The organism is Escherichia sp. HH26CH, assembly GCF_009820205.1.
GTDB lineage: Bacteria > Pseudomonadota > Gammaproteobacteria > Enterobacterales > Enterobacteriaceae > Escherichia > Escherichia coli_F.
This window is the reverse complement of sequence record NZ_VNXM01000053.1, coordinates 76,847-101,539: the sequence shown is the minus strand read 5'-3', so window position 1 is coordinate 101,539 and position 24,693 is coordinate 76,847. Positions and strand designations below refer to the sequence as shown.

Here is a 24,693-nt window from a genome sequence, read left to right as displayed (position 1 = left end):
GAAGTGAAACGCCGTAGCGCCGATGGTAGTGTGGGGTCTCCCCATGCGAGAGTAGGGAACTGCCAGGCATCAAATTAAGCAGTAAGCCGGTCATAAAACCGGTGGTTGTAAAAGAATTCGGTGGAGCGGTAGTTCAGTCGGTTAGAATACCTGCCTGTCACGCAGGGGGTCGCGGGTTCGAGTCCCGTCCGTTCCGCCACCCTAATTAGGGGCGTAGTTCAATTGGTAGAGCACCGGTCTCCAAAACCGGGTGTTGGGAGTTCGAGTCTCTCCGCCCCTGCCAGAAATCATCCTTAGCGAAAGCTAAGGATTTTTTTTATCTGTACCAACCCTCTCCGAAGTAAATCCTTCCACCGGCATCCTTGCCAGTCATTTTGATTAATACACTTCATCCAGCACGTTAATTTTCAATAGATCACGAATCAACGCATTTTTATCGCTATTTTGCAGCCATATAGCATAAAGCGGCCGTGAAAGTGTTGTGCTATCGACAACGGTATGCAGACCGCCTTTTTTACGCGCCCAGCTGACTGGTAGCCAGGTGCAACCATTAAGCATCGCAATCTGTTGCTGTGCCAGTTCAGCTGAACTCGTTGTCAGAATGGGAACTTCGTCAGCACCGATCAAACCTGCCTCATGCTGTTGAAAATCTGGCCCCCACTCTAATCGCAGATAGTTTAGATCTCCCTTTAGTTTAGAAGGGGCACTGGTATAAAGCGCTAAAGTGAAATACCCCAACAACTGACTGCTAAATTCGTCCATTTTGGGTGCTTCAGTAGTAATAAGAAGATCAAGCTGGCGTTCATGCAGCTGTTTTACCAGAGACTGCCGTTGGGCAATTCGCGCTTCGAACTGTAAACCTGTATGGGCATCCTGATTTTGATACAAGCGTCCCAGCCACTGATTAAGCATACATTCCCACAACGAGGCGCTGGCACCGATAGAAAACTCGTTATGTCGTGAGGTATGCGCCACCTCCTTACGGGCGGCCTGCCAGGTGCTCATGAGCGTTTCTGCGTAAGGCAGTAGTTTTTCACCGGCAGCGGTTAAACGGATATTGTTTCTGTGGCGGGTGAAAAGGTTCACACCCAGTTGATTTTCCAGTTGTCTGATTCGAAAGCTCACTGCTGACTGGGTCAGATAGAGCGATTCAGCTGCTCGACCAAAGTGACGCGTTCGGCTAACTTCCAGGAAAGTTTTTAACAATTCCGTATCCACAGTGCTCTCCGCAAAATTATTTGTCGTTATGATTTAAATGTTTTGTTTTACACTCTGTCAAGCGTAACTAATACTCCGCGCCATAACTAGCTCGGTCAAAGAATTAGGAGCGTGCAGGATGGCGGAAAGCTTTACGACGACTAATCGATATTTCGACAATAAACATTATCCACGTGGATTCTCTCGTCATGGTGATTTCACCATCAAAGAGGCACAACTGCTTGAGCGTCATGGTTATGCCTTCAATGAGCTGGATCTCGGCAAACGCGAGCCGGTTACCGAGGAAGAGAAACTCTTCGTAGCAGTATGCCGTGGCGAACGTGAGCCAGTGACAGAAGCAGAACGCGTGTGGTCCAAGTATATGACGCGTATCAAGCGTCCAAAACGTTTTCACACCCTTTCCGGCGGTAAACCGCAGGTTGAAGGTGCTGAAGACTACACCGATTCTGACGATTAATAAAAAGGGCGAAATGCCCTTTTTTTTATGTCAGTAGTTTTTGCAGATGGATGAGCAAACGGTCAATGGCACGATAGCTAACTGCCTCCTGCAAATGCTGACGTGTGATAATGTCGGACTGATCAATATCAGCAATGGTTCGTGCAACTTTCAGTAACCGCTGCCAGGCACGAATCGATAACCCCAGATGGATCAGCGTTTCTTCCAGCCACTGCGCATCTTCGCTCTCAAGCTTGCAGAATTGGCGTATTTCCGGACTATCCAGCCAGGCATTCAGTTTATTCTGCCGCTTAAATTGGCGCTCTCTGGCGGCCATTACGCGTTGTTTAACGGTGGCGCTGTTTTCCCCCTGAACAACCGCTTTACTCAAAATACCGGGTGGCGGTAGTGGGATCTCCAGTGAGAGGTCGAATCGGTCAAGAAAGGGACCAGAGAGTCGGTTGAGATAACGCAGCGTTTGCTCTGGTGTGCAGCGGTTATGGTTTCCCTGATAATGTCCGGTAGGGCTGGGATTCATCGCCGCGACAAGCTGGAAACGGGCTGGATAGGTTATTTTTGCTCGCGTGCGTGAAAGATGGATCTGCCCGGATTCAATCGGCTCTCGCAAGGCATCCAGTGTACGCCGTTCAAATTCAGGTAGCTCATCAAGAAAAAGCACGCCGTTATGCGCCAGCGAAATTTCACCAGGCCCTGGAATTGCACCACCGCCCACCATCGCAGTTAACGACGCACTGTGATGCGGTGAGCGGAACGGGCGCTGCCGCCATTGTTTTTGTACTGATTCAGCATTTACCAGACTTAATATCGCAGCGCTCTCCAGTGCCTCTTCATTGCTTAAATCTGGCAACAGGCCATTAATACGGCTGGCGAGCATTGTTTTACCTGTTCCCGGCGGTCCAATCAGTAAAAGGTTGTGCCCGCCAGCTGCGGTAATTTCCAGTCCTCGCTTTCCTTGCTCCTGACCGACAACATCACTGAGATCATGTTGTAGCGCCCGGGATACTGCATCAGTTGGTTTCGGGCGTTCGAGAGCGTGCTTACCCTCCAGAAACGCACAGACAGCCTGCAGATGATCGGCTATCAGGCATCCTTCACCGTTAATTAGCCCCACTTCATCCTCGTTATCTTTCGCGACGATAATTTTTCTGCCCGACTTAATGGCTTCAGTTGCACTGGAGATTGCGCCGGGAACGCCACGCAGAGCGCCTGTAAGCGCCAGTTCTCCGACTAATTCATATTCATCTAACTTATTGGCTGTAAGCTGTTCTGAGGCTGCCAGCAACGCAATGGCGATAGGTAAATCATATCGTCCCCCTTCTTTTGGCAGATCGGCTGGAGCAAGGTTGATGGTGATTTTTTTCGCCGGATATTCATATCCGCTATTGATAATGGCGCTGCGCACGCGATCGCGAGCTTCTTTTACCGTTGTTTCTGGTAAGCCCACCATCGTTAAGCCGGGTAGACCTTTACTGATATGTACCTCAACAGTGATTGGGGGCGCATTTACTCCCAGGGCTGCGCGGGTATGAACAATTGACAGTGACATAAGCCCTCCTTGAGTCGCCATTATGTGCATAAGATATCGCTGCTGTAGCCCGCTAATTCGTGAATTTTAGTGGCTGATTCCTGTTTATTTGTGCAAGTGAAGTTGAGTTGTTCTGGCGGTGGAACGATGCTCGCAAAAATGCAGTGGACAAAGGATTAACTACGAGGAAGGGAACAACATTCATACTGAAATTGAATTTTTTTCACTCACTGTTTTCTTTTTAAAAAACAACAATTTCTATTGAAATTATTAAAGGCATCATAAAAATCGGCCAAAAAATATCTTGTGCTATTCGCAAAATCTATGGTAACTCTTTAGGCATTCCTTCGAACAAGATGCAAGAAAAGACAAAATGACAGCCCTTCTACGAGTGATTAGCCTGGTCGTGATTAGCGTGGTGGTGATTATTATCCCACCGTGCGGGGCTGCACTTGGACGAGGAAAGGCTTAGAGATCAAGCCTTAACGAACTAAGACCCCCGCACCGAAAGGTCCGGGGGTTTTTTTTGACCTTAAAAACATAACTGAGGAGCAGACAATGAATAACAGCACAAAATTCTGTTTCTCAAGATTCAGGACGGGGAACTAACTATGAATGGCGCACAGTGGGTGGTACATGCGTTGCGGGCACAGGGTGTGAACACCGTTTTCGGTTATCCGGGTGGCGCAATTATGCCGGTTTACGATGCATTGTATGACGGTGGCGTGGAACACTTGCTGTGCCGACACGAGCAAGGTGCAGCAATGGCGGCTATCGGTTATGCCCGTGCTACCGGCAAAACTGGCGTTTGCATCGCCACGTCTGGTCCTGGTGCAACCAACCTGATAACCGGGCTTGCGGACGCGCTGTTAGATTCCATCCCCGTTGTTGCTATCACCGGTCAGGTATCCGCACCGTTTATCGGCACTGACGCATTTCAGGAGGTGGATATTCTGGGGTTGTCGTTAGCCTGCACCAAGCACAGTTTCCTGGTGCAATCACTGGAAGAGTTACCGCGTATCATGGCCGAAGCGTTTGACGTCGCCAGCTCAGGTCGTCCCGGTCCGGTTTTGGTCGATATTCCAAAAGATATCCAGTTAGCCAGCGGCGATCTGGAACCCTGGTTCACCACCGTTGAAAACGAAGTGACTTTCCCACATGCCGAAGTCGAGCAAGCGCGCCAGATGTTGGCAAAAGCGCAAAAACCGATGCTGTACGTTGGCGGTGGCGTGGGTATGGCGCAGGCAGTTCCTGCATTACGAGAATTTCTCTCTGCCACAAAAATGCCTGCCACCTGCACGCTGAAAGGACTTGGCGCAGTTGATGCGGATTATCCGTACTATCTGGGCATGCTGGGGATGCACGGCACCAAAGCGGCGAACTTTGCGGTGCAGGAATGTGACTTGTTGATCGCCGTGGGTGCACGTTTTGATGACCGGGTAACTGGCAAACTGAACACCTTCGCACCACACGCCAGTGTTATCCATATGGATATCGACCCGGCAGAAATGAACAAGCTGCGTCAGGCGCATGTGGCATTGCAGGGTGATTTAAATGCTCTGTTACCGGCATTACGACAGCCGTTGAATATCAATGACTGGCAGCAACACTGCGCGCAGCTGCGTGATGAACATGCATGGCGTTACAACCATCCCGGTGATGCTATCTACGCGCCGTTGTTGTTAAAACAACTGTCGGATCGTAAACCTGAAGATTGTGTAGTAACCACAGATGTAGGGCAGCACCAGATGTGGGCCGCGCAGCACATCGTCCACACTCGCCCGGAAAATTTCATCACTTCAAGCGGATTAGGCACCATGGGGTTTGGTTTACCGGCAGCGGTTGGTGCGCAAGTTGCGCGACCGAACGATACCGTCGTCTGTATCTCCGGTGACGGCTCTTTCATGATGAATGTGCAAGAGCTGGGCACCGTAAAACGCAAGCAATTACCGTTGAAAATTGTCTTACTCGATAACCAACGGTTAGGGATGGTTCGACAATGGCAGCAACTGTTTTTCCAAGAACGATATAGCGAAACCACCCTTACCGATAATCCCGATTTCCTCATGTTAGCCAGCGCCTTCGGCATCCCTGGCCAACACATCACCCGTAAAGACCAGGTTGAAGCGGCACTCGACACCATGCTGAACAGTGATGGGCCATACCTGCTTCATGTCTCAATCGACGAACTTGAGAACGTCTGGCCGCTGGTGCCGCCTGGCGCCAGTAATTCAGAAATGTTGGAGAAATTATCATGATGCAACATCAGGTCAATGTATCGGCTCGCTTCAATCCGGAAACCTTAGAACGTGTTTTACGCGTGGTGCGTCATCGTGGTTTCCACGTCTGCTCAATGAATATGGCCGCCGCCAGCGATGCACAAAATATAAATATCGAATTGACCGTTGCCAGCCCACGGTCGGTCGACTTACTGTTTAGTCAGTTAAATAAACTGGTGGACGTCGCACACGTTGCCATCTGCCAGAGCACAACCACATCACAACAAATCCGCGCCTGAGCGCAAAAGGAATATAAAAATGACCACGAAGAAAGCTGATTACATTTGGTTCAATGGGGAAATGGTTCGCTGGGAAGACGCGAAGGTGCATGTGATGTCGCACGCGCTGCACTATGGTACCTCAGTTTTTGAAGGTATCCGTTGCTATGATTCGCACAAAGGACCAGTTGTATTCCGCCATCGTGAGCATATGCAGCGTCTGCATGACTCCGCCAAAATCTATCGCTTCCCGGTTTCGCAGAGCATTGATGAGCTGATGGAAGCGTGTCGTGACGTGATCCGCAAAAACAATCTCACCAGCGCCTATATCCGTCCGCTAATCTTCGTCGGTGATGTTGGCATGGGCGTAAACCCGCCAGCGGGATACTCAACCGACGTGATTATCGCCGCTTTCCCGTGGGGAGCGTATCTGGGTGCAGAAGCGCTGGAGCAGGGGATCGATGCAATGGTTTCCTCCTGGAACCGCGCAGCGCCAAACACCATCCCAACCGCGGCAAAAGCCGGTGGTAACTACCTCTCTTCTCTGCTGGTGGGTAGCGAAGCGCGCCGCCACGGTTATCAGGAAGGTATCGCGCTGGACGTGAATGGTTATATCTCTGAAGGTGCGGGCGAAAACCTGTTTGAAGTGAAAGACGGTGTGCTGTTTACCCCACCGTTCACCTCATCCGCGCTGCCGGGGATTACCCGTGACGCCATCATCAAACTGGCGAAAGAACTGGGAATTGAAGTGCGTGAGCAGGTGCTGTCGCGCGAATCACTGTACCTGGCGGATGAAGTGTTTATGTCTGGTACAGCGGCTGAAATCACGCCAGTGCGCAGTGTAGATGGTATCCAGGTAGGCGAAGGCCGTTGTGGCCCGGTTACCAAACGCATCCAGCAAGCCTTCTTCGGCCTCTTCACTGGTGAAACCGAAGATAAATGGGGCTGGTTAGATCAAGTTAATCAATAAATACAAAAAATGGGACGGCACGCACCGTCCCATTTACGAGACAGACACTGGGAGTAAATAAAGTATGCCTAAGTACCGTTCCGCCACCACCACTCATGGTCGTAATATGGCGGGTGCTCGTGCGCTGTGGCGCGCCACCGGAATGACCGACGCCGATTTCGGTAAGCCGATTATCGCGGTTGTGAACTCGTTCACCCAATTTGTACCGGGTCACGTTCATCTGCGCGATCTCGGTAAACTGGTCGCCGAACAAATTGAAGCGGCTGGCGGCGTTGCCAAAGAGTTCAATACCATTGCGGTGGATGATGGGATCGCTATGGGCCACGGGGGGATGCTTTATTCACTGCCATCTCGCGAACTGATCGCTGATTCCGTTGAGTATATGGTCAATGCCCACTGCGCCGACGCCATGGTCTGCATCTCTAACTGCGACAAAATCACCCCGGGGATGCTGATGGCCTCCCTGCGCCTGAATATTCCGGTGATCTTTGTTTCCGGCGGCCCGATGGAAGCCGGGAAGACCAAACTGTCCGATCAGATCATCAAGCTCGATCTGGTGGATGCGATGATCCAGGGCGCAGACCCGAAAGTCTCTGACTCGCAGAGCGAGCAGGTTGAACGTTCCGCCTGCCCGACCTGCGGTTCCTGCTCCGGGATGTTCACCGCTAACTCGATGAACTGCCTGACCGAGGCGCTGGGCCTGTCGCAGCCGGGTAACGGTTCGCTGCTGGCAACCCACGCTGACCGTAAGCAGCTGTTCCTCAATGCCGGCAAACGCATTGTTGAATTGACCAAACGTTACTACGAACAGGATGATGAAAGCGCACTGCCGCGTAACATCGCAAGCAAAGCGGCGTTTGAAAATGCCATGACGCTGGATATCGCGATGGGCGGCTCTACCAACACCGTTCTCCACCTGCTGGCGGCGGCGCAGGAAGCGGAAATCGACTTCACCATGAGTGATATCGATAAGCTCTCCCGTAAAGTCCCGCAGCTGTGTAAAGTCGCGCCGAGCACCCAAAAATACCATATGGAAGATGTTCACCGGGCTGGTGGTGTTATCGGCATTCTCGGCGAACTGGATCGCGCGGGGTTACTGAACCGTGATGTGAAAAACGTACTTGGTCTGACGTTGCCGCAAACGCTGGAACAATACGACGTTATGCTGACCCAGGATGATGCAGTAAAAAATATGTACCGCGCTGGCCCTGCGGGCATTCGTACTACACAGGCATTCTCGCAGGATTGCCGCTGGGATACGCTGGACGACGATCGCTTCAATGGCTGTATCCGCTCGATGGAACACGCCTACAGCAAAGACGGCGGTCTGGCGGTGCTCTACGGTAATTTCGCAGAAAACGGCTGCATCGTGAAAACCGCGGGCGTCGATGACAGCATCCTCAAATTCACCGGCCCGGCGAAAGTGTACGAAAGCCAGGACGACGCGGTAGAAGCGATCCTCGGTGGCAAAGTTGTCGCGGGCGATGTGGTGGTGATCCGCTATGAAGGCCCGAAAGGCGGCCCTGGCATGCAGGAAATGCTCTACCCAACCAGCTTCCTGAAATCAATGGGGCTCGGCAAAGCCTGTGCGCTGATCACCGATGGACGCTTCTCCGGCGGCACCTCTGGTCTTTCCATCGGCCACGTCTCGCCGGAAGCGGCAAGCGGCGGCAGCATTGGCCTGATTGAAGATGGTGACCTGATCGCTATCGACATTCCGAACCGTGGCATTCAGTTACAGGTAAGCGATGCCGAACTGGCGGCCCGTCGTGAAGCGCAGGAAGCCCGTGGCGACAAAGCCTGGATGCCGAAAAACCGTGAACGTCAGGTTTCCTTTGCCCTGCGCGCCTACGCCAGCCTGGCAACCAGCGCCGACAAAGGCGCGGTGCGCGATAAATCGAAACTGGGGGGTTAATGATGGCAGACTCACAACCCCTGTCTGGTGCTCCGGAAGGCGCCGAATATTTAAGAGCGGTGCTACGTGCACCGGTTTACGAGGCGGCGCAGGTCACGCCGCTACAAAAAATGGAAAAGCTCTCGTCGCGTCTTGATAACGTGATTCTGGTGAAGCGCGAAGATCGCCAGCCGGTACACAGCTTTAAGCTGCGCGGTGCATACGCCATGATGGCGGGCCTGACGGAAGAACAAAAAGCGCATGGCGTGATCACTGCCTCGGCGGGTAATCACGCGCAGGGCGTCGCGTTTTCTTCCGCACGGTTAGGCGTGAAGGCGCTGATCGTCATGCCAACCGCCACCGCCGATATCAAAGTTGATGCGGTACGCGGCTTTGGCGGCGAAGTGTTGCTTCATGGCGCGAACTTTGACGAAGCAAAAGCGAAAGCGATCGAACTGTCACAGCAGCAGGGCTTCACCTGGGTGCCACCGTTCGACCACCCGATGGTGATCGCCGGGCAAGGCACGCTGGCGCTGGAACTGCTCCAGCAGGATGCCCATCTTGACCGCGTGTTTGTGCCGGTCGGCGGCGGCGGTCTGGCGGCGGGTGTGGCGGTGCTGATCAAACAACTGATGCCGCAAATCAAAGTGATCGCCGTTGAAGCGGAAGACTCCGCCTGCCTGAAAGCGGCGCTGGATGCGGGTCATCCTGTGGATCTGCCGCGCGTGGGGCTGTTTGCTGAAGGCGTTGCGGTAAAACGCATTGGCGACGAAACCTTCCGTTTGTGCCAGGAGTATCTCGACGACATCATCACCGTCGATAGTGATGCTATCTGTGCGGCGATGAAGGATTTATTCGAAGATGTGCGCGCGGTGGCGGAACCCTCCGGCGCGCTGGCACTGGCAGGGATGAAAAAATATATCGCTCAGCACAACATTCGCGGTGAACGGCTGGCGCATATTCTTTCCGGTGCTAACGTGAACTTCCACGGCCTGCGCTACGTCTCGGAACGCTGCGAACTGGGCGAACAACGTGAAGCATTGCTGGCGGTGACCATTCCGGAAGAAAAAGGCAGCTTCCTGAAGTTCTGCCAGTTGCTTGGCGGGCGTTCGGTCACCGAGTTCAACTACCGCTTTGCCGATGCCAAAAACGCCTGCATCTTTGTCGGCGTGCGCTTAAGCCGCGGCCTCGAAGAGCGCAAAGAAATTTTGCAGATGCTCAACGATGGCGGCTACAGCGTGGTTGATCTCTCCGACGACGAAATGGCGAAGCTACACGTGCGCTATATGGTTGGCGGGCGTCCATCGCATCCGTTGCAGGAACGCCTCTACAGCTTCGAATTCCCGGAATCACCGGGTGCGCTGCTGCGCTTCCTCAACACGCTGGGTACGCACTGGAACATCTCGCTGTTCCATTATCGCAGCCACGGTACCGACTACGGGCGCGTACTGGCGGCGTTCGAACTTGGCGACCATGAACCGGATTTCGAAACCCGGCTGAATGAGCTGGGCTACGATTGCCACGACGAAACCAATAACCCGGCGTTCAGGTTCTTTTTGGCGGGTTAATTGAGTTGGTGACCGGAAGTCAGGTCCGTTTCCGGTCATGTTTAAATTTTTTGTAGACGTCTCATTAGCTGGTGTATTAATTCTAAGGCTGTCATGGAAAGGGCAAAGCTAGTGACCAGGCATAAGCGCCAGATGCTAAAAGTACTATTAACCAGGGACGGTGAGATGAAATTTGCGCCAGTTATTCTTATGCTAACTTTTTTGCTTAGTGGCTGCGGTAGTATTATCTCGAGGGTGGCAGGGGAGCGTTACACTTATTATCATGGCACACAGTTCGATGCAGAGAGTGTTAATTTCGATAAGCCTCTTTCGCTTACTTTATTGCTGGATTTACCATTTTCTCTAGTCGCTGACACCCTGCTTTTTCCAGTTGATTTAATTTATTCACCATACTGCGGTATGCTTGTCGCCCACGATCCCGCTTATCCAAAACCGGGATGTGGGCAATAATAAACTCGCGGAAGAATCATTTGAGTAAACTACGGGTATAGTTATCCAGCTTCTCCGACTCATAAAAGCTCATACACTGCTCCATTATGTTATTCGCATCCTTTGCGCTATCGGGATGTAGCGCAAGGGTGAGGGTGCTAAATCCCTTCGTCTCTTTGGCGACAAATTTCTGGAAAGCATTCCACTTTCCAGCATTATCTAAAGCGTACCTTTCAAGCAGAAATGAGCTGTCATGAGCTGGGGCCGAAAAGGCATCCGTCGGCGTGCGTTCACGGTAATGAGAGGTTAAACACTCTTTCAACGCCAGGTGCTTCACATCCTGAACGGTGATACCTTTCGGTTTGGCTTGTGCACTGCAACTTACCGCTAAAACCAGAGATACTATCCACATCCTCGTTATCATACGTTGTCCTTTAATATCCAGATCCAATCTTCCCTCAGTTTATTGGGTTTTTCTGTAAGAAAACAGGTTGTTTCCGGAGCATCCAGTCATTCAATTTTGCGAGACGTTTTCCTGAAGACTCTCAACCTGATTGTGGCGAAACGCTGTTCAATTATCGCAGCCACGGTACTGACTACGGGCGCGTACTGGCGGCGTTCGAGTCTGGCCACCCTACAGGTTTGCGGCAAGTCCTGAGCGGTGTTGTTTTGAACAATATCGTGATCTGTCACAACGTATCTCATCTGTGTTTCCTTTATCTTTCCCTCATCGTTCGCCAGACATATGCTTGCGTGGCAACGAACTGACGCATTATTTTTTTGGCAAGGAAGATTGAGTAGAATAAAGGATTTTTAATTCTCTACGGATAATTCCCTGACGAACTCGAATCGTTGTCCTCAAAGGCTGTAGATAATGCTGTCTTTATTTGTTAAATAAATTTTTTGGAAAGTAATTTTTTAATACAAAAATGGACTTTATTTGTGAAAAAATATTTATTGATATCTCTCGCACTTCTTGCTGGTTGTGATCAGAAGCCTTCAGTTTCCCTTGATAAAGAAAACCATTACAATGTTGCTTTGGTAACAGGCATGGATGGTGAAGTTGAAATTTTTAATGAAGGTAAACTTCGCTTCCAAACTCAAGGGAGTACTGTTAACGGCGTCTGGGATGAATTCTCTTCACATCTTGAGGGCGAAAGTGGCCAACTCTATAATCTGAAAGAAAAATCAGGTCAAGCAACGTTACATAAAGCTATATCAGATGTGCTACTCACTCCTTTCATTATCGATGTAAAAAATAACAAAAGTGATTTTACCGCTGAAGAAAAAAAGCTCACGACTGCGCTACAGACATTAAAAGAATCTGATGAGCCAAAAGCCTATGAGGCCGTGATTCAAACCGTTAGTTACATAAAGGAAATGCTAAAAGACTCTGACGGTATGCTGGTGATGACCGATCTACCTCAGGAAATTAAACAGGAAAAAATACTGGATTCACTATTTAAAATCCCCCATGTCACAGTAAAAGTGGAAAAAATAAACGATAAATTTAAATATTATTCACTAAAAACTTCATCTGAATCAGATGTAAAACTGTATGGCACTTTAACGGTAGACAACAAAAATAATCAACTGCAATCTGTTGTGCTTTTTCAAAATATCGACTCTGGAAAGAATATAAAAGGACGTTCACTGTTTTATGCTGAACGCGAGAAAGAGCAGAAGAACGTGCCAAATCAGCCAGATAAGGCAAGGTCTATTAACATCGACACATATCTCGCCATGTGGGCTGCCAAAGATAGATACGATAAAGAATATGGCTCAGATATGCCGATAGAGTTATTCCCTGGCTTACCTTCGAAAACAGAAGAAAGCTTTCCTTCAAGCGGTATTATTATGAATCAGGATAACAATACCGTTGTCCTCTATGTACCATTAAGTTATTCTCAATATACATATTACAGATCCACATATATTTCCCCTGACAACCTTACGGTTAACAATATTTCATTGCGAGATGAACAGGGTAATGTTATTGAAAAAACGCCGGATTTCAGGATTATCGACGTTGATACTAAATGGGAAGGTTACGCCGCTGATAAAAGCAACGGGCTGGAAATTACCTTACAATTCAGTCAACCATTGCCGAAAGTTAGCACCATCGACGGTGACATTACCTGGAAAGGTGAAATCATTCTCGACACAAAAGAGCTGGCTCTTGATGCGAAAAAAGCAGTCAATATTGAGATGGCTGATATAGGGAATATCATGGCAACACCGGAGAAAGAGGGTGAATGGGCGCTAACCAGCGATAGTCCCACGGACTTAAAAAGTAAAACGTTGTTAATCTATAGCGATCAGCGTGGTATTTCTCACACCGGTACCACCAATATCGTTTTTAACTGGTTTGATGCGCCAAATATTGAACGACTTGTACTATCCGGCCTGACCCCATATGCAGGGCTTTACGAACACATCAGTTCAATGGATAAACGAATTGCCCCTAAGCTGATCCTTGCACAGAAGGAATCGCGTTCAGGGACTACGAAACTTCATTGGTACTCAACCAGCGAGCTATTAAAAAATAGTACGGTAAATATAATGCCATTACAGTTTAGTCAATACTCTGTAGTGACAGACAATGTTGATTCTGCTGTACTGGAAAAAGGATTCGCGAAAATTGATGCAAGAATTCAGGAAGACCCAAGTTATTATACTACGCGTATTGATATCGACTATCCGCTCAATAATGTCTGTAAATTAACCTCCGATGCGCCTGATTTACAGTGGATTGAAAGCGGTAGCGGTCTCGGAAGAATCACCTGGGATTTAAAAAATGCTGGTGATAATAGAGAACAAACCTCGCAGAAAGTTAATGCGATGTTGGAGTGTAATACGGGCTTATGGAAAGCACGTATGAAAATGGAACCGCAGCTATTTGTAGATGTTGCTCCGTTGCTTCCAGATGGTGTGAATGCGGATAATATCAGCGCCTATACTTTCTTTAACCTGAATCGCTTTATCAATGATAAGGGAGAGCAGCTTGCGCCTGTTCCCACCTCTCTGTTTAAGGATGATTTGAGTCACCAGCCGCGACTACAGGCCTCATATGAGCAACTGAAAAAAACACCGCTGAGTATTTTTATCAATCACGAAGGCAAGTTACGGTTCCCTGTCCCTGTCTCCCGTATTGAACAATTTGAGTTCGACAAAAATACGGTCAATCACCGCTGGGTAGCGGAAATCCAAAAATAATTAAACTGGCCTCCGTAACGGGAGGCCATTTTAACATTAGAGTTGAAGGTGGGGCCGTAAAACTAATTCGGTAAAATCTTCCAGAACGCCTCAATCAGCGGCTCATGCAGCCGCTTTTTTTGTGCGCACACGCCCAGTTCAAACGGCGTTTTCTCATCGCTGCGCTCTAAAATCATCACGCGGTTACGCACCGGTTCGGGGCTGTTTTCCAGCACAACTTCCGGCAACAATGCCACGCCGCAGCCGAGCGCCACCATCGAGACCATTGCTTCATGCCCGCCGACCGTGGCGTAAATCATCGGATTACTGATTTTATTGCGTCGGAACCACAACTCAATGCGGCGGCGCACCGGCCCCTGATCGGCCATGATAAACGGTACCGTTGACCAGTCCGGCTTTTCGACAGAAACCTGATTACGCACCGGGCAGGGCAATGCGGGTGCAATCAGCACCACTGCCAGATTCTCCAGCATCGAAAACGCCACTGCACCGGGCAGCGTCTCCGGCTTCCCGGCAATCGCCAGATCCGCTTCCCCCGTCACCACTTTTTCCATCGCATCCGCCGCATCACCGGTAGTGAGTTTGATCTCCACTGACGGGTGTTCCGCGCGGAATCTGTCAAGAATCGGCGGCAGATGGCTGTAGGCAGCGGTCACCGAGCAGAAGATATGTAATTCGCCAGAGAGCGACGGTCCTTGCTGGTCGATGGTGTGGCGCAATTGCTGATACTGCAACAGTGTTTGCTGGGCGAAAACGCGCAGTTCTTCGCCCGCTTCGGTCAGCGTCACCGTACGGTTATCGCGCACAAACAGCTGCTGACCGAGATCTTCTTCCAGGCGCTGAATCTGTCGGGAAAGCGTGGATGGACTAACGTGCATCGCCCGCGCGCTGCGGCCAAAATGGCGGCTTTCCGCCAGATGCAGGAAGGTTTTCAGATCGCGTAAATCCAATGGCGCAGCCCTCAATGTTGACGTTGCAAAAATTGCAATGTGACGTTGTGAATATATCAATTTCCGCAATAAATTTCCTGTCATATAGTGAATTCAATCTCGCAAACGCGAACCGAACAATAAGAAGCACAACATCACGAGGAATCACCATGGCTAACTACTTCAATACACTGAACCTGCGCCAGCAGCTGGCACAGCTGGGCAAATGTCGCTTTATGGGCCGCGACGAATTCGCCGATGGCGCGAGCTACCTTCAGGGTAAAAAAGTGGTCATCGTCGGTTGTGGTGCGCAGGGTCTGAACCAGGGCCTGAACATGCGTGATTCTGGTCTGGATATCTCTTATGCCCTGCGTAAAGAAGCGATCGCTGAGAAGCGCGCATCCTGGCGTAAAGCGACCGAAAACGGTTTTAAAGTGGGTACTTACGAAGAGCTGATCCCGCAGGCAGATCTGGTGGTTAACCTGACGCCAGACAAACAGCACTCCGACGTGGTGCGCACCGTACAGCCACTGATGAAAGACGGCGCGGCGCTGGGTTACTCACATGGTTTCAACATCGTCGAAGTGGGCGAGCAGATCCGTAAAGACATCACCGTAGTAATGGTTGCGCCGAAATGCCCTGGCACTGAAGTGCGTGAAGAGTACAAACGTGGGTTTGGCGTACCGACGCTGATTGCCGTTCACCCGGAAAACGATCCGAAAGGCGAAGGCATGGCGATCGCTAAAGCATGGGCGGCAGCAACTGGTGGTCACCGTGCTGGCGTGCTGGAATCGTCCTTTGTTGCGGAAGTGAAATCTGACCTGATGGGCGAGCAAACCATTCTGTGCGGTATGTTGCAGGCTGGCTCTCTGCTGTGCTTCGACAAGCTGGTGGAAGAAGGCACCGACCCGGCATATGCAGAAAAACTGATTCAGTTCGGTTGGGAAACCATCACCGAAGCCCTGAAGCAGGGCGGCATCACCCTGATGATGGACCGTCTCTCTAACCCGGCGAAACTGCGTGCTTACGCGCTCTCTGAACAACTGAAAGAGATCATGGCACCGCTGTTCCAGAAACATATGGACGATATCATCTCTGGCGAATTCTCTTCCGGCATGATGGCGGACTGGGCTAACGACGATAAGAAACTGCTGACCTGGCGTGAAGAAACCGGCAAAACCGCGTTCGAAACTGCGCCGCAGTTTGAAGGCAAAATCGGCGAGCAAGAGTACTTCGATAAAGGCGTACTGATGATCGCGATGGTGAAAGCGGGCGTTGAGCTGGCATTCGAAACCATGGTTGATTCCGGCATCATCGAAGAGTCTGCTTACTATGAATCACTGCACGAACTGCCGCTGATTGCCAATACCATCGCCCGTAAGCGTCTGTACGAAATGAACGTGGTTATCTCTGATACCGCCGAGTACGGTAACTATCTGTTCTCTTACGCTTGTGTGCCGTTGCTGAAACCGTTTATGGCAGAGCTGCAACCGGGCGACCTGGGTAAAGCTATTCCGGAAGGTGCGGTAGATAACGCGCAGTTGCGTGATGTGAACGAAGCGATTCGCAGCCATGCGATTGAGCAGGTAGGTAAGAAACTGCGCGGCTATATGACGGATATGAAACGTATTGCAGTTGCGGGTTAAGTGCGATTCAGAGTTCAAGGCCTTCTCCCGGAGAAGGCCTTGCTGTTAGTTACGGTAAAGCACCTTAATGATGTGATACCCGAACTGGGTATGCAGCGGACCGGTTGGCTCCAGTACCGGACAAGAGAAAACCACTTTATCGAACGCCGGAACCATCTGGCCCTGGCGGAATTCACCTAAATCACCGCCGCGTTTGCCTGACGGGCAAATAGAGTGTTTCTTCGCCAGCTTGCCGAAATCGGCACCATTCTTAATCTGCTCGAGAAGATCCAGAGCCAGTTTCTCTTCTTTTACAAGGATATGCAGTGCTGCTGCTGTTTTTGCCATGATCGTGCCTTGAATTAAAAATTGTCAGTCAGGGAGGGGGGACATATATGGCAAAAGCCCGGAAAATCCGGGCTTCGCAGGTCCCTCAAGGGGAGAAAACTTAGGGCCTCTATGGGCTACAGAGTCATTATCGGGGATGGTGATTTTATTGTCAATTTATGAGCGATATGGCATTGATTGACTTGATGACTGCCCTCTGTATGTCTGCAACCAACTCATGTGGCAAACATTGATTAAGATACCCCCGATAAGTCCTTGCTCTGTTTAATCGGTTTCGACTGACTTGTTGTACCAGGTCGGCTTTAGCCCAACGTATCTGCGGATCAAAGAATTGCAGGTCATTGATAACATTACTGGCTATTTCAACATGCATTCCACGATTTAACTTGTCATGGTCGCGAGTGGTTGATAATGGAACGACGATACATGCGTTGCCATTAATTTTTCCGTTGAGCACGACAACCAACCTATTTTTTATCATCTCAGGTGGAATGCGGCCATCGTAATACGTCGTGCTGAACTGTCCATTCTGGCTAACGGGATAGTTACCAAAGTTGCATTCCAGTATTTCACCAACCTTGGGGCTGAAATTAATCGCCACGAGTAAACCTCTCCTTAGTAAACTCTGAAAAAGTAATAACACAACGTTACGACCCGATATTTTCTAAGTCTAATGGATTCATGATGAACTCCGGTTTCGGCCTTCCCTCTCTGATTTAAACATCCGCAGCCATCCGGTTAGCGGTTTTCACTCGGTCACATTCAAATGCGATTCTGCTACAATCCTCCCCCCCGTTCGAAGATTGAGCAATACACCTATGCGTCTAAACCCCGGCCAACAACAAGCTGTCGAATTCGTTACCGGCCCCTGCCTGGTGCTGGCGGGCGCGGGTTCCGGTAAAACTCGTGTTATCACCAATAAAATCGCCCATCTGATCCGCGGTTGCGGTTATCAGGCACGGCATATCGCGGCGGTGACCTTTACCAATAAGGCGGCGCGCGAGATGAAAGAGCGTGTCGGGCAGACGCTGGGGCGTAAAGAGGCGCGCGGGCTGATGATCTCCACCTTCCATACATTAGGGCTGGATATCATCAAACGGGAGTATGCGGCGCTTGGGATGAAAGCGAACTTTTCACTGTTTGACGATACCGATCAACTGGCGTTGCTCAAAGAACTGACCGAGGGGCTGATTGAAGATGACAAAGTTCTTCTGCAACAGCTGATTTCGACCATCTCCAATTGGAAGAACGATCTCAAAACACCGGCGCAGGCGGCGGCAGAAGCAAAGGGCGAGCGGGACCGTATTTTTGCCCATTGTTATGGGCTGTATGATTCACACCTGAAAGCGTGCAACGTTCTCGACTTCGACGATCTGATTTTATTACCGACGTTGCTGCTGCAACGCAATGAAGAAGTACGCGAGCGCTGGCAGAACAAAATTCGCTATCTGCTGGTGGATGAATATCAGGACACCAACACCAGTCAGTATGAGCTGGTGAAACTGCTGGTGGGCAGCCGCGCACGTTTTACCGTGGTAGGCGATGATGACCAGTCGATCTACTCCTGGCGCGGCGCACGTCCGCAAAACCTGGTGCTGTTGAGCCAGGATTTTCCGGCGCTGAAGGTGATTAAACTCGAACAGAACTATCGCTCTTCCGGGCGTATTCTGAAAGCGGCGAACATCCTTATCGCCAATAACCCGCACGTCTTTGAAAAGCGTCTTTTTTCTGAACTGGGTTACGGCACAGAGCTAAAAGTTTTAAGCGCGAATAACGAGGAACATGAGGCCGAGCGCGTTACCGGTGAACTGATCGCCCATCACTTCGTCAATAAAACGCAGTACAAAGATTACGCCATTCTTTATCGCGGTAACCATCAGTCGCGGGTGTTTGAAAAATTCCTGATGCAAAACCGCATCCCGTACAAAATTTCCGGTGGCACGTCGTTTTTCTCTCGCCCAGAAATCAAAGATTTGCTGGCTTATCTGCGCGTGCTGACTAACCCGGACGATGATAGTGCGTTCCTGCGTATCGTTAACACGCCGAAACGAGAGATTGGCCCGGCGACGCTGAAAAAGCTGGGCGAGTGGGCGATGACGCGCAATAAAAGTATGTTTACCGCCAGTTTTGATATGGGCCTGAGTCAGACGCTTAGTGGACGTGGTTATGAAGCATTGACCCGCTTCACTCACTGGCTAGCGGAAATCCAGCGCCTGGCGGAGCGGGAACCGATTGCCGCAGTACGCGATCTGATCCACGGCATGGATTATGAATCCTGGCTGTATGAAACATCGCCCAGCCCGAAAGCTGCCGAAATGCGCATGAAGAACGTCAACCAACTGTTTAGCTGGATGACGGAGATGCTGGAAGGCAGTGAACTGGATGAGCCGATGACGCTCACTCAGGTGGTGACGCGCTTTACTCTGCGAGACATGATGGAGCGCGGCGAGAGCGAGGAAGAGCTGGATCAGGTACAACTGATGACTCTGCACGCGTCAAAAGGGCTGGAGTTTCCCTATGTCTACATGGTCGGTATGGAAGAAGGATTTTTGCCCCACCAGAGCAGCATCGATGAAGACAATATCGATGAGGAGCGTCGGCTGGCCTATGTTGGCATCACCCGCGCTCAGAAGGAATTGACCTTTACGCTGTGTAAAGAACGCCGTCAGTACGGCGAACTTGTGCGCCCGGAGCCGAGTCGCTTCCTGCTGGAGCTGCCGCAGGATGATTTGGTATGGGAACAGGAGCGCAAAGTTGTCAGCGCCGAAGAACGAATGCAGAAAGGCCAAAACCATCTGGCAAATCTGAAGGCGATGATGGCAGCAAAACGAGGGAAATAATCAAGGCCGGGTAAGATGCGCGAGCATCGCATCCGGCATATTACTCTTTAATGTACTTCCAACGGCCAGCGAACATAGCTTTGCCACTGGCTTTCCTGATCAATAATCTCTTTACCCAGCGGATGTTGGGTTAGCCAACCTTGCGGAAGCGTCAAGGTCAACAGTTCATGGTTGGCCTTTAATGTCATCTCTGGCACGAGATCGTCACGGCGACGGCTGGCAAAAATGATGGCCAGGCGTAGTAAACGGCAGAGTTGTTCTGCGACGCGTGGCGGTACGGCATTTTGTTGATGCAACGAGGAGAGATCTATTGGGTTCGTCTGGTTGAGTAGTAGCGTCGCCAGTAATTTTTTCTGTGCAGGCGTAAAACCGGGAAGATCCAGATTACGCACCAGATAAGCAGCATGTTGCGGCGCTTGTTTGAAATCAACGCTCAGACCGATTTCATGAAGCTGACAGGCGCTGATGAGCAAATCACGGCTAATCGCTTCAAGATGCCATTCGTTTTCCACCTGATCGAAGAAATTAGCCGCAACTTTGGCTACTCGCTGAGCCTGATCAATATCGATCATAAAGCGGCGTTGAATATTACGCAGCGTACGGCTGCGAATATCCTGCTCGACGGCCAGATGCAACATGCCGTAGACCAGGCCTTCACGCAGTGCACCGCCAGCCAGGGTCATACACTGAATATTCAGTTCGGTAAAAATGGCTATCAGGATCGCCAGACCACTCGGGAACACTAACGCACGTTCCAGCGTCAGCCCGTCGATCTCCAGTTCCTCCAGTCGACCACAATGAATGGCGCGCTGTTTCAGTTGCTGCAACTTTTCCAGGGTAATCCGTTCATCCATCCCCTGTGCCATCATGATTTCTTGTAAGGCCTGCACAGTGCCGGAAGCACCAACGCATACTTTCCAGCCGTGATACCGCAATTCATCGGCAACCGGACGTAACACTTCGCGTGCCGCTTTTTCTGCGGCATCAAAATTTTCCTGCCCCAGATTACGATCGGCAAAATAGCGTTCCAGCCAGGTGACGCAGCCCATCGACAGGCTGAACAACGAGGTGGTTTGTGCGCCCGTGCCGGTTACCAGTTCAGTACTGGCGCCGCCGATATCCACCACCAGGCGCTGATCGGCACCGCCAGTGGTGTGAGCAACACCCTGATAAATCAGGCGAGCTTCTTCTTCACCGCTGATCACTTGTACCGGACAACCGAGGATTTCCTGCGCTTTGGCAATAAAATCACCGGCATTGACGGCAAGGCGTAATGTCGCCGTGGCGACAACGCGAATTTGCGAGGGAGGGATATCTTGCAGACGTTCAGCAAAAAGGCGCAAACATTGCCAACCGCGCTCCATTGCTTCATTAGACAGGGCATTTTCGCTGTTCAGGCCAGCAGCCAGACGCACTTTGCGTTTAATTCGCGTCAGCGTCTGGATGCTTCCAGCCACCTCGCGCACAACCAGCATATGAAAACTATTCGAACCGAGATCAATGGCTGCATATAATGACGAGGTGGAACCCATACTCTTCATCCTTCATTCTGTCTCTGCGTTGGCTGCGTTCTTTCATCCGAATCACTTACTACAGTAAGTTCATTGGGATTAACTCTCTTGCCATCTTGATACAGTTTGAATGATTTTGAGTATGACATTTTTTATTTAACCTGAACGACGACGATTACGCGGAGCGCCAGTACGACGCGGACCATTACCTGTACGCGGGCGTGTGAGGCGCAGCGGTTTTGGCAGATCGGTCATCAATGCGTCCGGATTGTATTTGCTTACTGGAATTGAGTGACCAATATAGGTCTCAATAGCAGGCAAATTCAATGCATACTCTTCACACGCCAGGCTAATAGAGTGACCGCTTGCGCCTGCGCGACCTGTACGACCAATACGGTGAACGTAATCTTCACAGTCATCGGGTAAATCGTAGTTAAAGACGTGCGTCACTGCCGGAATATGCAAACCACGCGCAGCAACGTCGGTGGCAACCAGAATATCCAGATCGCCACGGGTAAATTCATCAAGAATACGCAGACGTTTTTTCTGCGCGACATCGCCTGTCAACAAACCGACACGATGACCATCTGCCGCCAGGTGGCCCCAGATCTCTTCACAACGATGTTTGGTGTTGGCGAAAATAATCGCTCGGTCTGGCCATTCTTCTTCAATCAGCGTTTGCAGCAAACGCATTTTTTCTTCGTTAGAAGGGTAGAAAAGCTCTTCTTTTATACGGTGGCCCGTTTTCTGTTCCGGTTCCACTTCAATATATTCGGCATTGTTCATCTGCTCGAATGCCAGTTCGCGTACCCGGTACGAAAGCGTGGCGGAGAACAGCATGTTGAGGCGCTGGTTTGCAGGCGGCATACGGCGGAACAGCCAGCGGATATCTTTAATAAAGCCCAGATCGTACATGCGATCGGCTTCGTCCAGTACCACCACCTGAATGGCACCGAGGTTAATGTGGTTCTGCTTGGCGTAGTCAATTAAACGACCCGTGGTGCCAATCAGTATGTCAACGCCGCTTTCCAGCACTTTCAGCTGTTTGTCGTAGCCATCACCACCGTAAGCCAGACCCAGCTTCAGGCCGGTAGCTTGCGCCAGTGGCTCCGCATCGGCGTGGATCTGCACGGCAAGTTCACGCGTCGGTGCCATAATTAAGGCTCGCGGCTGATTCACCTTGCGATCGGCAATCGCGGGATGAGAGAGAAGATAATGAAACGTTGACGTAAGAAACGCCATCGTTTTCCCGGTACCGGTTTGCGCCTGCCCGGCTACGTCACGACCCGCCAGCGTCAGCGGAAGGGCCAGTGCCTGAATGGGCGTACAGTTATGAAACCCTTTTTTTTCAAGGGCTTCTACAACCTTCGGATGCAGGGCGAAGTCGGAAAACTTCTGTTCTGTTAAATGTGTTTTGCTCATAGTGTGGTAGAATATCAGCTTACTATTGCTTTACGAAAGCGTATCCGGTGAAATAAAGTCAACCTTTAGTTGGTTAATGTTACACCAACAACGAAACCAACACGCCAGGCTTATTCCTGTGGAGTTATATATGAGCGATAAAATTATTCACCTGACTGACGACAGTTTTGACACGGATGTACTCAAAGCGGACGGGGCGATCCTCGTTGATTTCTGGGCAGAGTGGTGCGGTCCGTGCAAAATGATCGCCCCGATTCTGGATGAAATCGCTGACGAATATCAGGGCAAACTGACCGTTGCAAAACTGAACATCGATCAAAACCCTGGCACTGCGCCGAAATATGGCATCCGTGGTATCCCGACTCTGCTACTGTTCAAAAACGGTGAAGTGGCGGCAACCAAAGTGGGCGCACTGTCTAAAGGTCAGTTGAAAGAGTTCCTCGACGCTAACCTGGCGTAAGGGAATTTCATGTTCGGGTGCCCTGTCGCTAAAAACTGGACGCCCGGCGTGAGTCATGCTAACTTAGTGTTGACTTCGTATTAAACATACCTTATTAAGTTTGAATCTTGTAATTTCCAACGCTTCCCGTTTTATCTTAAATGCGAAGTGAACAGATTTCTGGCTCGTCACTCAATCCGTCTTGTCGTTTCAGTTCTGCGTACTCTCCTGTGACCAGGCAGCGAAAAGACATGAGTCGATGACCGTAAACAGGCATGGATGATCCTGCCATACCATTCACAACATTAAGTTCGAGATTTACCCCAAGTTTAAGAACTCACACCACTATGAATCTTACCGAATTAAAGAATACGCCGGTTTCTGAGCTGATCACTCTCGGCGAAAATATGGGGCTGGAAAACCTGGCTCGTATGCGTAAGCAGGACATTATTTTTGCCATCCTGAAGCAGCACGCAAAGAGTGGCGAAGATATCTTTGGTGATGGCGTACTGGAGATATTGCAGGATGGATTTGGTTTCCTCCGTTCCGCAGACAGCTCCTACCTCGCCGGTCCTGATGACATCTACGTTTCTCCTAGCCAAATCCGCCGTTTCAACCTCCGCACTGGTGATACCATCTCTGGTAAGATTCGCCCGCCGAAAGAAGGTGAACGCTATTTTGCGCTGCTGAAAGTTAACGAAGTTAACTTCGACAAACCTGAAAACGCCCGCAACAAAATCCTCTTTGAGAACTTAACCCCGCTGCACGCAAACTCTCGTCTGCGCATGGAACGTGGTAACGGTTCTACTGAAGATTTAACCGCTCGCGTACTGGATCTGGCATCACCTATCGGTCGTGGTCAGCGTGGTCTGATTGTGGCACCGCCGAAAGCCGGTAAAACCATGCTGCTGCAGAACATTGCTCAGAGCATTGCTTACAACCACCCGGATTGTGTGCTGATGGTTCTGCTGATTGACGAACGTCCGGAAGAAGTCACCGAGATGCAGCGTCTGGTAAAAGGTGAAGTTGTTGCTTCCACCTTTGACGAACCCGCATCTCGCCACGTTCAGGTTGCGGAAATGGTGATCGAGAAGGCGAAACGCCTGGTTGAGCACAAGAAAGACGTTATCATTCTGCTCGACTCCATCACTCGTTTGGCGCGTGCTTACAACACCGTTGTTCCGGCGTCAGGTAAAGTGCTGACCGGTGGTGTGGATGCCAACGCCCTGCATCGCCCGAAACGCTTCTTCGGTGCGGCGCGTAATGTGGAAGAGGGCGGCAGCCTGACCATCATCGCTACCGCGCTTATCGATACCGGTTCCAAGATGGACGAAGTTATCTACGAAGAGTTTAAAGGTACAGGCAACATGGAACTGCACCTCTCTCGTAAGATCGCTGAAAAACGCGTCTTCCCGGCAATCGACTACAACCGTTCCGGTACCCGTAAAGAAGAGCTGCTCACTACTCAGGAAGAGCTGCAGAAAATGTGGATCCTGCGCAAAATCATTCACCCGATGGGCGAAATCGATGCCATGGAGTTCCTCATTAATAAACTGGCGATGACCAAGACCAATGACGATTTCTTCGAAATGATGAAGCGCTCATAAATTTGTCTTATGCCAAAAACGCCACGTGTTTACGTGGCGTTTTGCTTTTATATCTGTAATCTTATTGCCGCACTGGCAATGTTAGGAAAATTCCTGGGTTTTGCTCGTGTGTTATGCAATTTGCATATCGAATGATTAATTTTTGCACAGGACTGGTGGGTTCGGAACAGACTTTCCCTTCTGAATAAAGGTCTTCGT

Annotated in this window: 23 protein-coding genes and 2 tRNA genes; 17 read left to right on the top strand and 8 right to left on the bottom strand. The window is 50.5% G+C overall.

Annotation, left to right across the window (positions count from 1 at the left end; all coding sequences use genetic code 11):
• Positions 1-122: 122 nt before the first annotated feature.
• Positions 123-199: transfer RNA gene (locus FQ015_RS17500), tRNA-Asp, on the top strand.
• Between the two features lie 8 nt (positions 200-207).
• Positions 208-283: transfer RNA gene (locus FQ015_RS17495), tRNA-Trp, on the top strand.
• 95 nt (positions 284-378) lie between these two features.
• On the opposite strand, the gene hdfR is transcribed toward FQ015_RS17495, so the two are convergent.
• A complete protein-coding gene (gene hdfR, locus FQ015_RS17490) occupies positions 379-1,218 on the bottom strand; it encodes an HTH-type transcriptional regulator HdfR (RefSeq protein WP_000379245.1) in 840 nt (279 codons plus the stop codon).
• Between the two features lie 118 nt (positions 1,219-1,336).
• Here hdfR and maoP point away from each other — a divergent pair, with 118 nt between their 5' ends.
• Complete coding sequence (maoP, locus tag FQ015_RS17485) at positions 1,337-1,675, top strand: macrodomain Ori organization protein MaoP (RefSeq protein WP_000841001.1); 339 nt, start codon at positions 1,337-1,339, stop codon at positions 1,673-1,675.
• Between the two features lie 25 nt (positions 1,676-1,700).
• Here the strand turns inward: maoP and FQ015_RS17480 are convergent, their stop codons facing one another.
• Positions 1,701-3,221, bottom strand: a complete 1,521-nt coding sequence (locus tag FQ015_RS17480; RefSeq protein ID WP_103253853.1) for a YifB family Mg chelatase-like AAA ATPase — start codon at positions 3,219-3,221, stop codon at positions 1,701-1,703.
• Positions 3,222-3,573: 352 nt separating this feature from the next.
• On the opposite strand from FQ015_RS17480, the gene ilvL reads away from it, so the two are divergent.
• The 8 genes from ilvL to FQ015_RS17440 all read left to right on the top strand — a co-directional run bounded on the left by ilvL (position 3,574) and on the right by FQ015_RS17440 (position 10,579).
• Positions 3,574-3,672 (top strand): ilv operon leader peptide, encoded by a 99-nt coding sequence (gene ilvL / locus FQ015_RS17475; RefSeq protein WP_001311244.1) that lies wholly within the window; start codon positions 3,574-3,576, stop codon positions 3,670-3,672.
• Between the two features lie 86 nt (positions 3,673-3,758).
• Complete coding sequence (ilvX, locus tag FQ015_RS17470; RefSeq protein ID WP_001387183.1) at positions 3,759-3,809, top strand: peptide IlvX; 51 nt, start codon at positions 3,759-3,761, stop codon at positions 3,807-3,809.
• Between the two features lie 2 nt (positions 3,810-3,811).
• Positions 3,812-5,458 carry an acetolactate synthase 2 catalytic subunit gene (gene ilvG / locus FQ015_RS17465; protein WP_039020271.1) on the top strand — a complete coding sequence of 549 codons (1,647 nt, stop codon included), beginning with the start codon at positions 3,812-3,814 and terminating at the stop codon, positions 5,456-5,458.
• Positions 5,455-5,718, top strand: a complete 264-nt coding sequence (gene ilvM, locus FQ015_RS17460; RefSeq protein ID WP_000983255.1) for an acetolactate synthase 2 small subunit — start codon at positions 5,455-5,457, stop codon at positions 5,716-5,718. The genes ilvG and ilvM overlap by 4 nt, the downstream gene beginning before the upstream one ends.
• A 19-nt stretch (positions 5,719-5,737) precedes the next feature.
• A complete protein-coding gene (gene ilvE, locus FQ015_RS17455) occupies positions 5,738-6,667 on the top strand; it encodes a branched-chain-amino-acid transaminase (protein WP_000208520.1) in 930 nt (309 codons plus the stop codon).
• Between the two features lie 64 nt (positions 6,668-6,731).
• Positions 6,732-8,582 carry a dihydroxy-acid dehydratase gene (ilvD, locus tag FQ015_RS17450; protein ID WP_160524321.1) on the top strand — a complete coding sequence of 617 codons (1,851 nt, stop codon included), beginning with the start codon at positions 6,732-6,734 and terminating at the stop codon, positions 8,580-8,582.
• 2 nt (positions 8,583-8,584) lie between these two features.
• A complete protein-coding gene (ilvA, locus tag FQ015_RS17445) occupies positions 8,585-10,129 on the top strand; it encodes a threonine ammonia-lyase, biosynthetic (RefSeq protein WP_000785599.1) in 1,545 nt (514 codons plus the stop codon).
• A gap of 165 nt (positions 10,130-10,294) precedes the next feature.
• Positions 10,295-10,579 carry a YceK/YidQ family lipoprotein gene (locus tag FQ015_RS17440; protein WP_160524320.1) on the top strand — a complete coding sequence of 95 codons (285 nt, stop codon included), beginning with the start codon at positions 10,295-10,297 and terminating at the stop codon, positions 10,577-10,579.
• 16 nt (positions 10,580-10,595) lie between these two features.
• Here FQ015_RS17440 and FQ015_RS17435 read toward each other — a convergent pair whose 3' ends face one another.
• Positions 10,596-10,982 carry a hypothetical protein gene (locus FQ015_RS17435; protein ID WP_160524319.1) on the bottom strand — a complete coding sequence of 129 codons (387 nt, stop codon included), beginning with the start codon at positions 10,980-10,982 and terminating at the stop codon, positions 10,596-10,598.
• A 518-nt stretch (positions 10,983-11,500) separates the two neighbouring features.
• Here FQ015_RS17435 and FQ015_RS17430 point away from each other — a divergent pair.
• Complete coding sequence (locus FQ015_RS17430; protein WP_160524318.1) at positions 11,501-13,774, top strand: hypothetical protein; 2,274 nt, start codon at positions 11,501-11,503, stop codon at positions 13,772-13,774.
• A gap of 62 nt (positions 13,775-13,836) precedes the next feature.
• Here the strand turns inward: FQ015_RS17430 and ilvY are convergent, their stop codons facing one another.
• Positions 13,837-14,724 carry an HTH-type transcriptional activator IlvY gene (ilvY, locus tag FQ015_RS17425; RefSeq protein ID WP_160524317.1) on the bottom strand — a complete coding sequence of 296 codons (888 nt, stop codon included), beginning with the start codon at positions 14,722-14,724 and terminating at the stop codon, positions 13,837-13,839.
• Between the two features lie 149 nt (positions 14,725-14,873).
• Between ilvY and ilvC the strand changes: the two genes are divergently transcribed.
• Positions 14,874-16,349, top strand: a complete 1,476-nt coding sequence (gene ilvC / locus FQ015_RS17420; protein ID WP_000024950.1) for a ketol-acid reductoisomerase — start codon at positions 14,874-14,876, stop codon at positions 16,347-16,349.
• Between the two features lie 45 nt (positions 16,350-16,394).
• Here the strand turns inward: ilvC and ppiC are convergent, their stop codons facing one another.
• Together ppiC and FQ015_RS17410 are read right to left on the bottom strand one after the other, a co-directional pair.
• On the bottom strand, positions 16,395-16,676 hold the full coding sequence (gene ppiC / locus FQ015_RS17415) for a peptidylprolyl isomerase PpiC (protein ID WP_001140251.1): 282 nt from the start codon (positions 16,674-16,676) through the stop codon (positions 16,395-16,397).
• A 151-nt stretch (positions 16,677-16,827) separates the two neighbouring features.
• The gene (locus tag FQ015_RS17410; RefSeq protein ID WP_000996697.1) at positions 16,828-17,277 is read right to left on the bottom strand and encodes a type II toxin-antitoxin system PemK/MazF family toxin; all 450 of its coding nucleotides are present in this window, start codon (positions 17,275-17,277) and stop codon (positions 16,828-16,830) included.
• 217 nt (positions 17,278-17,494) lie between these two features.
• On the opposite strand from FQ015_RS17410, the gene rep reads away from it, so the two are divergent.
• Positions 17,495-19,516 (top strand): DNA helicase Rep, encoded by a 2,022-nt coding sequence (gene rep, locus FQ015_RS17405; RefSeq protein ID WP_001238880.1) that lies wholly within the window; start codon positions 17,495-17,497, stop codon positions 19,514-19,516.
• A gap of 47 nt (positions 19,517-19,563) precedes the next feature.
• On the opposite strand, the gene gppA is transcribed toward rep, so the two are convergent.
• Both gppA and rhlB read right to left on the bottom strand, forming a co-directional pair.
• Entirely contained in the window at positions 19,564-21,048 is a 1,485-nt protein-coding gene (gene gppA / locus FQ015_RS17400; RefSeq protein ID WP_160524316.1) for a guanosine-5'-triphosphate,3'-diphosphate diphosphatase, read from the bottom strand.
• A gap of 135 nt (positions 21,049-21,183) precedes the next feature.
• Entirely contained in the window at positions 21,184-22,449 is a 1,266-nt protein-coding gene (gene rhlB / locus FQ015_RS17395) for an ATP-dependent RNA helicase RhlB (RefSeq protein ID WP_000047508.1), read from the bottom strand.
• Positions 22,450-22,579: 130 nt separating this feature from the next.
• Between rhlB and trxA the strand changes: the two genes are divergently transcribed.
• The 3 genes from trxA (at position 22,580) to rho (ending at position 24,495) form a co-directional block, all read left to right on the top strand.
• Positions 22,580-22,909, top strand: coding sequence for a thioredoxin TrxA (gene trxA / locus FQ015_RS17390; RefSeq protein WP_001280776.1), 330 nt, complete (start codon positions 22,580-22,582; stop codon positions 22,907-22,909).
• Positions 22,910-23,049: 140 nt separating this feature from the next.
• A complete protein-coding gene (gene rhoL, locus FQ015_RS17385; RefSeq protein ID WP_001295255.1) occupies positions 23,050-23,151 on the top strand; it encodes a rho operon leader peptide RhoL in 102 nt (33 codons plus the stop codon).
• An 84-nt stretch (positions 23,152-23,235) separates the two neighbouring features.
• Positions 23,236-24,495, top strand: coding sequence for a transcription termination factor Rho (gene rho / locus FQ015_RS17380; protein WP_001054527.1), 1,260 nt, complete (start codon positions 23,236-23,238; stop codon positions 24,493-24,495).
• Positions 24,496-24,693: the final 198 nt, after the last annotated feature.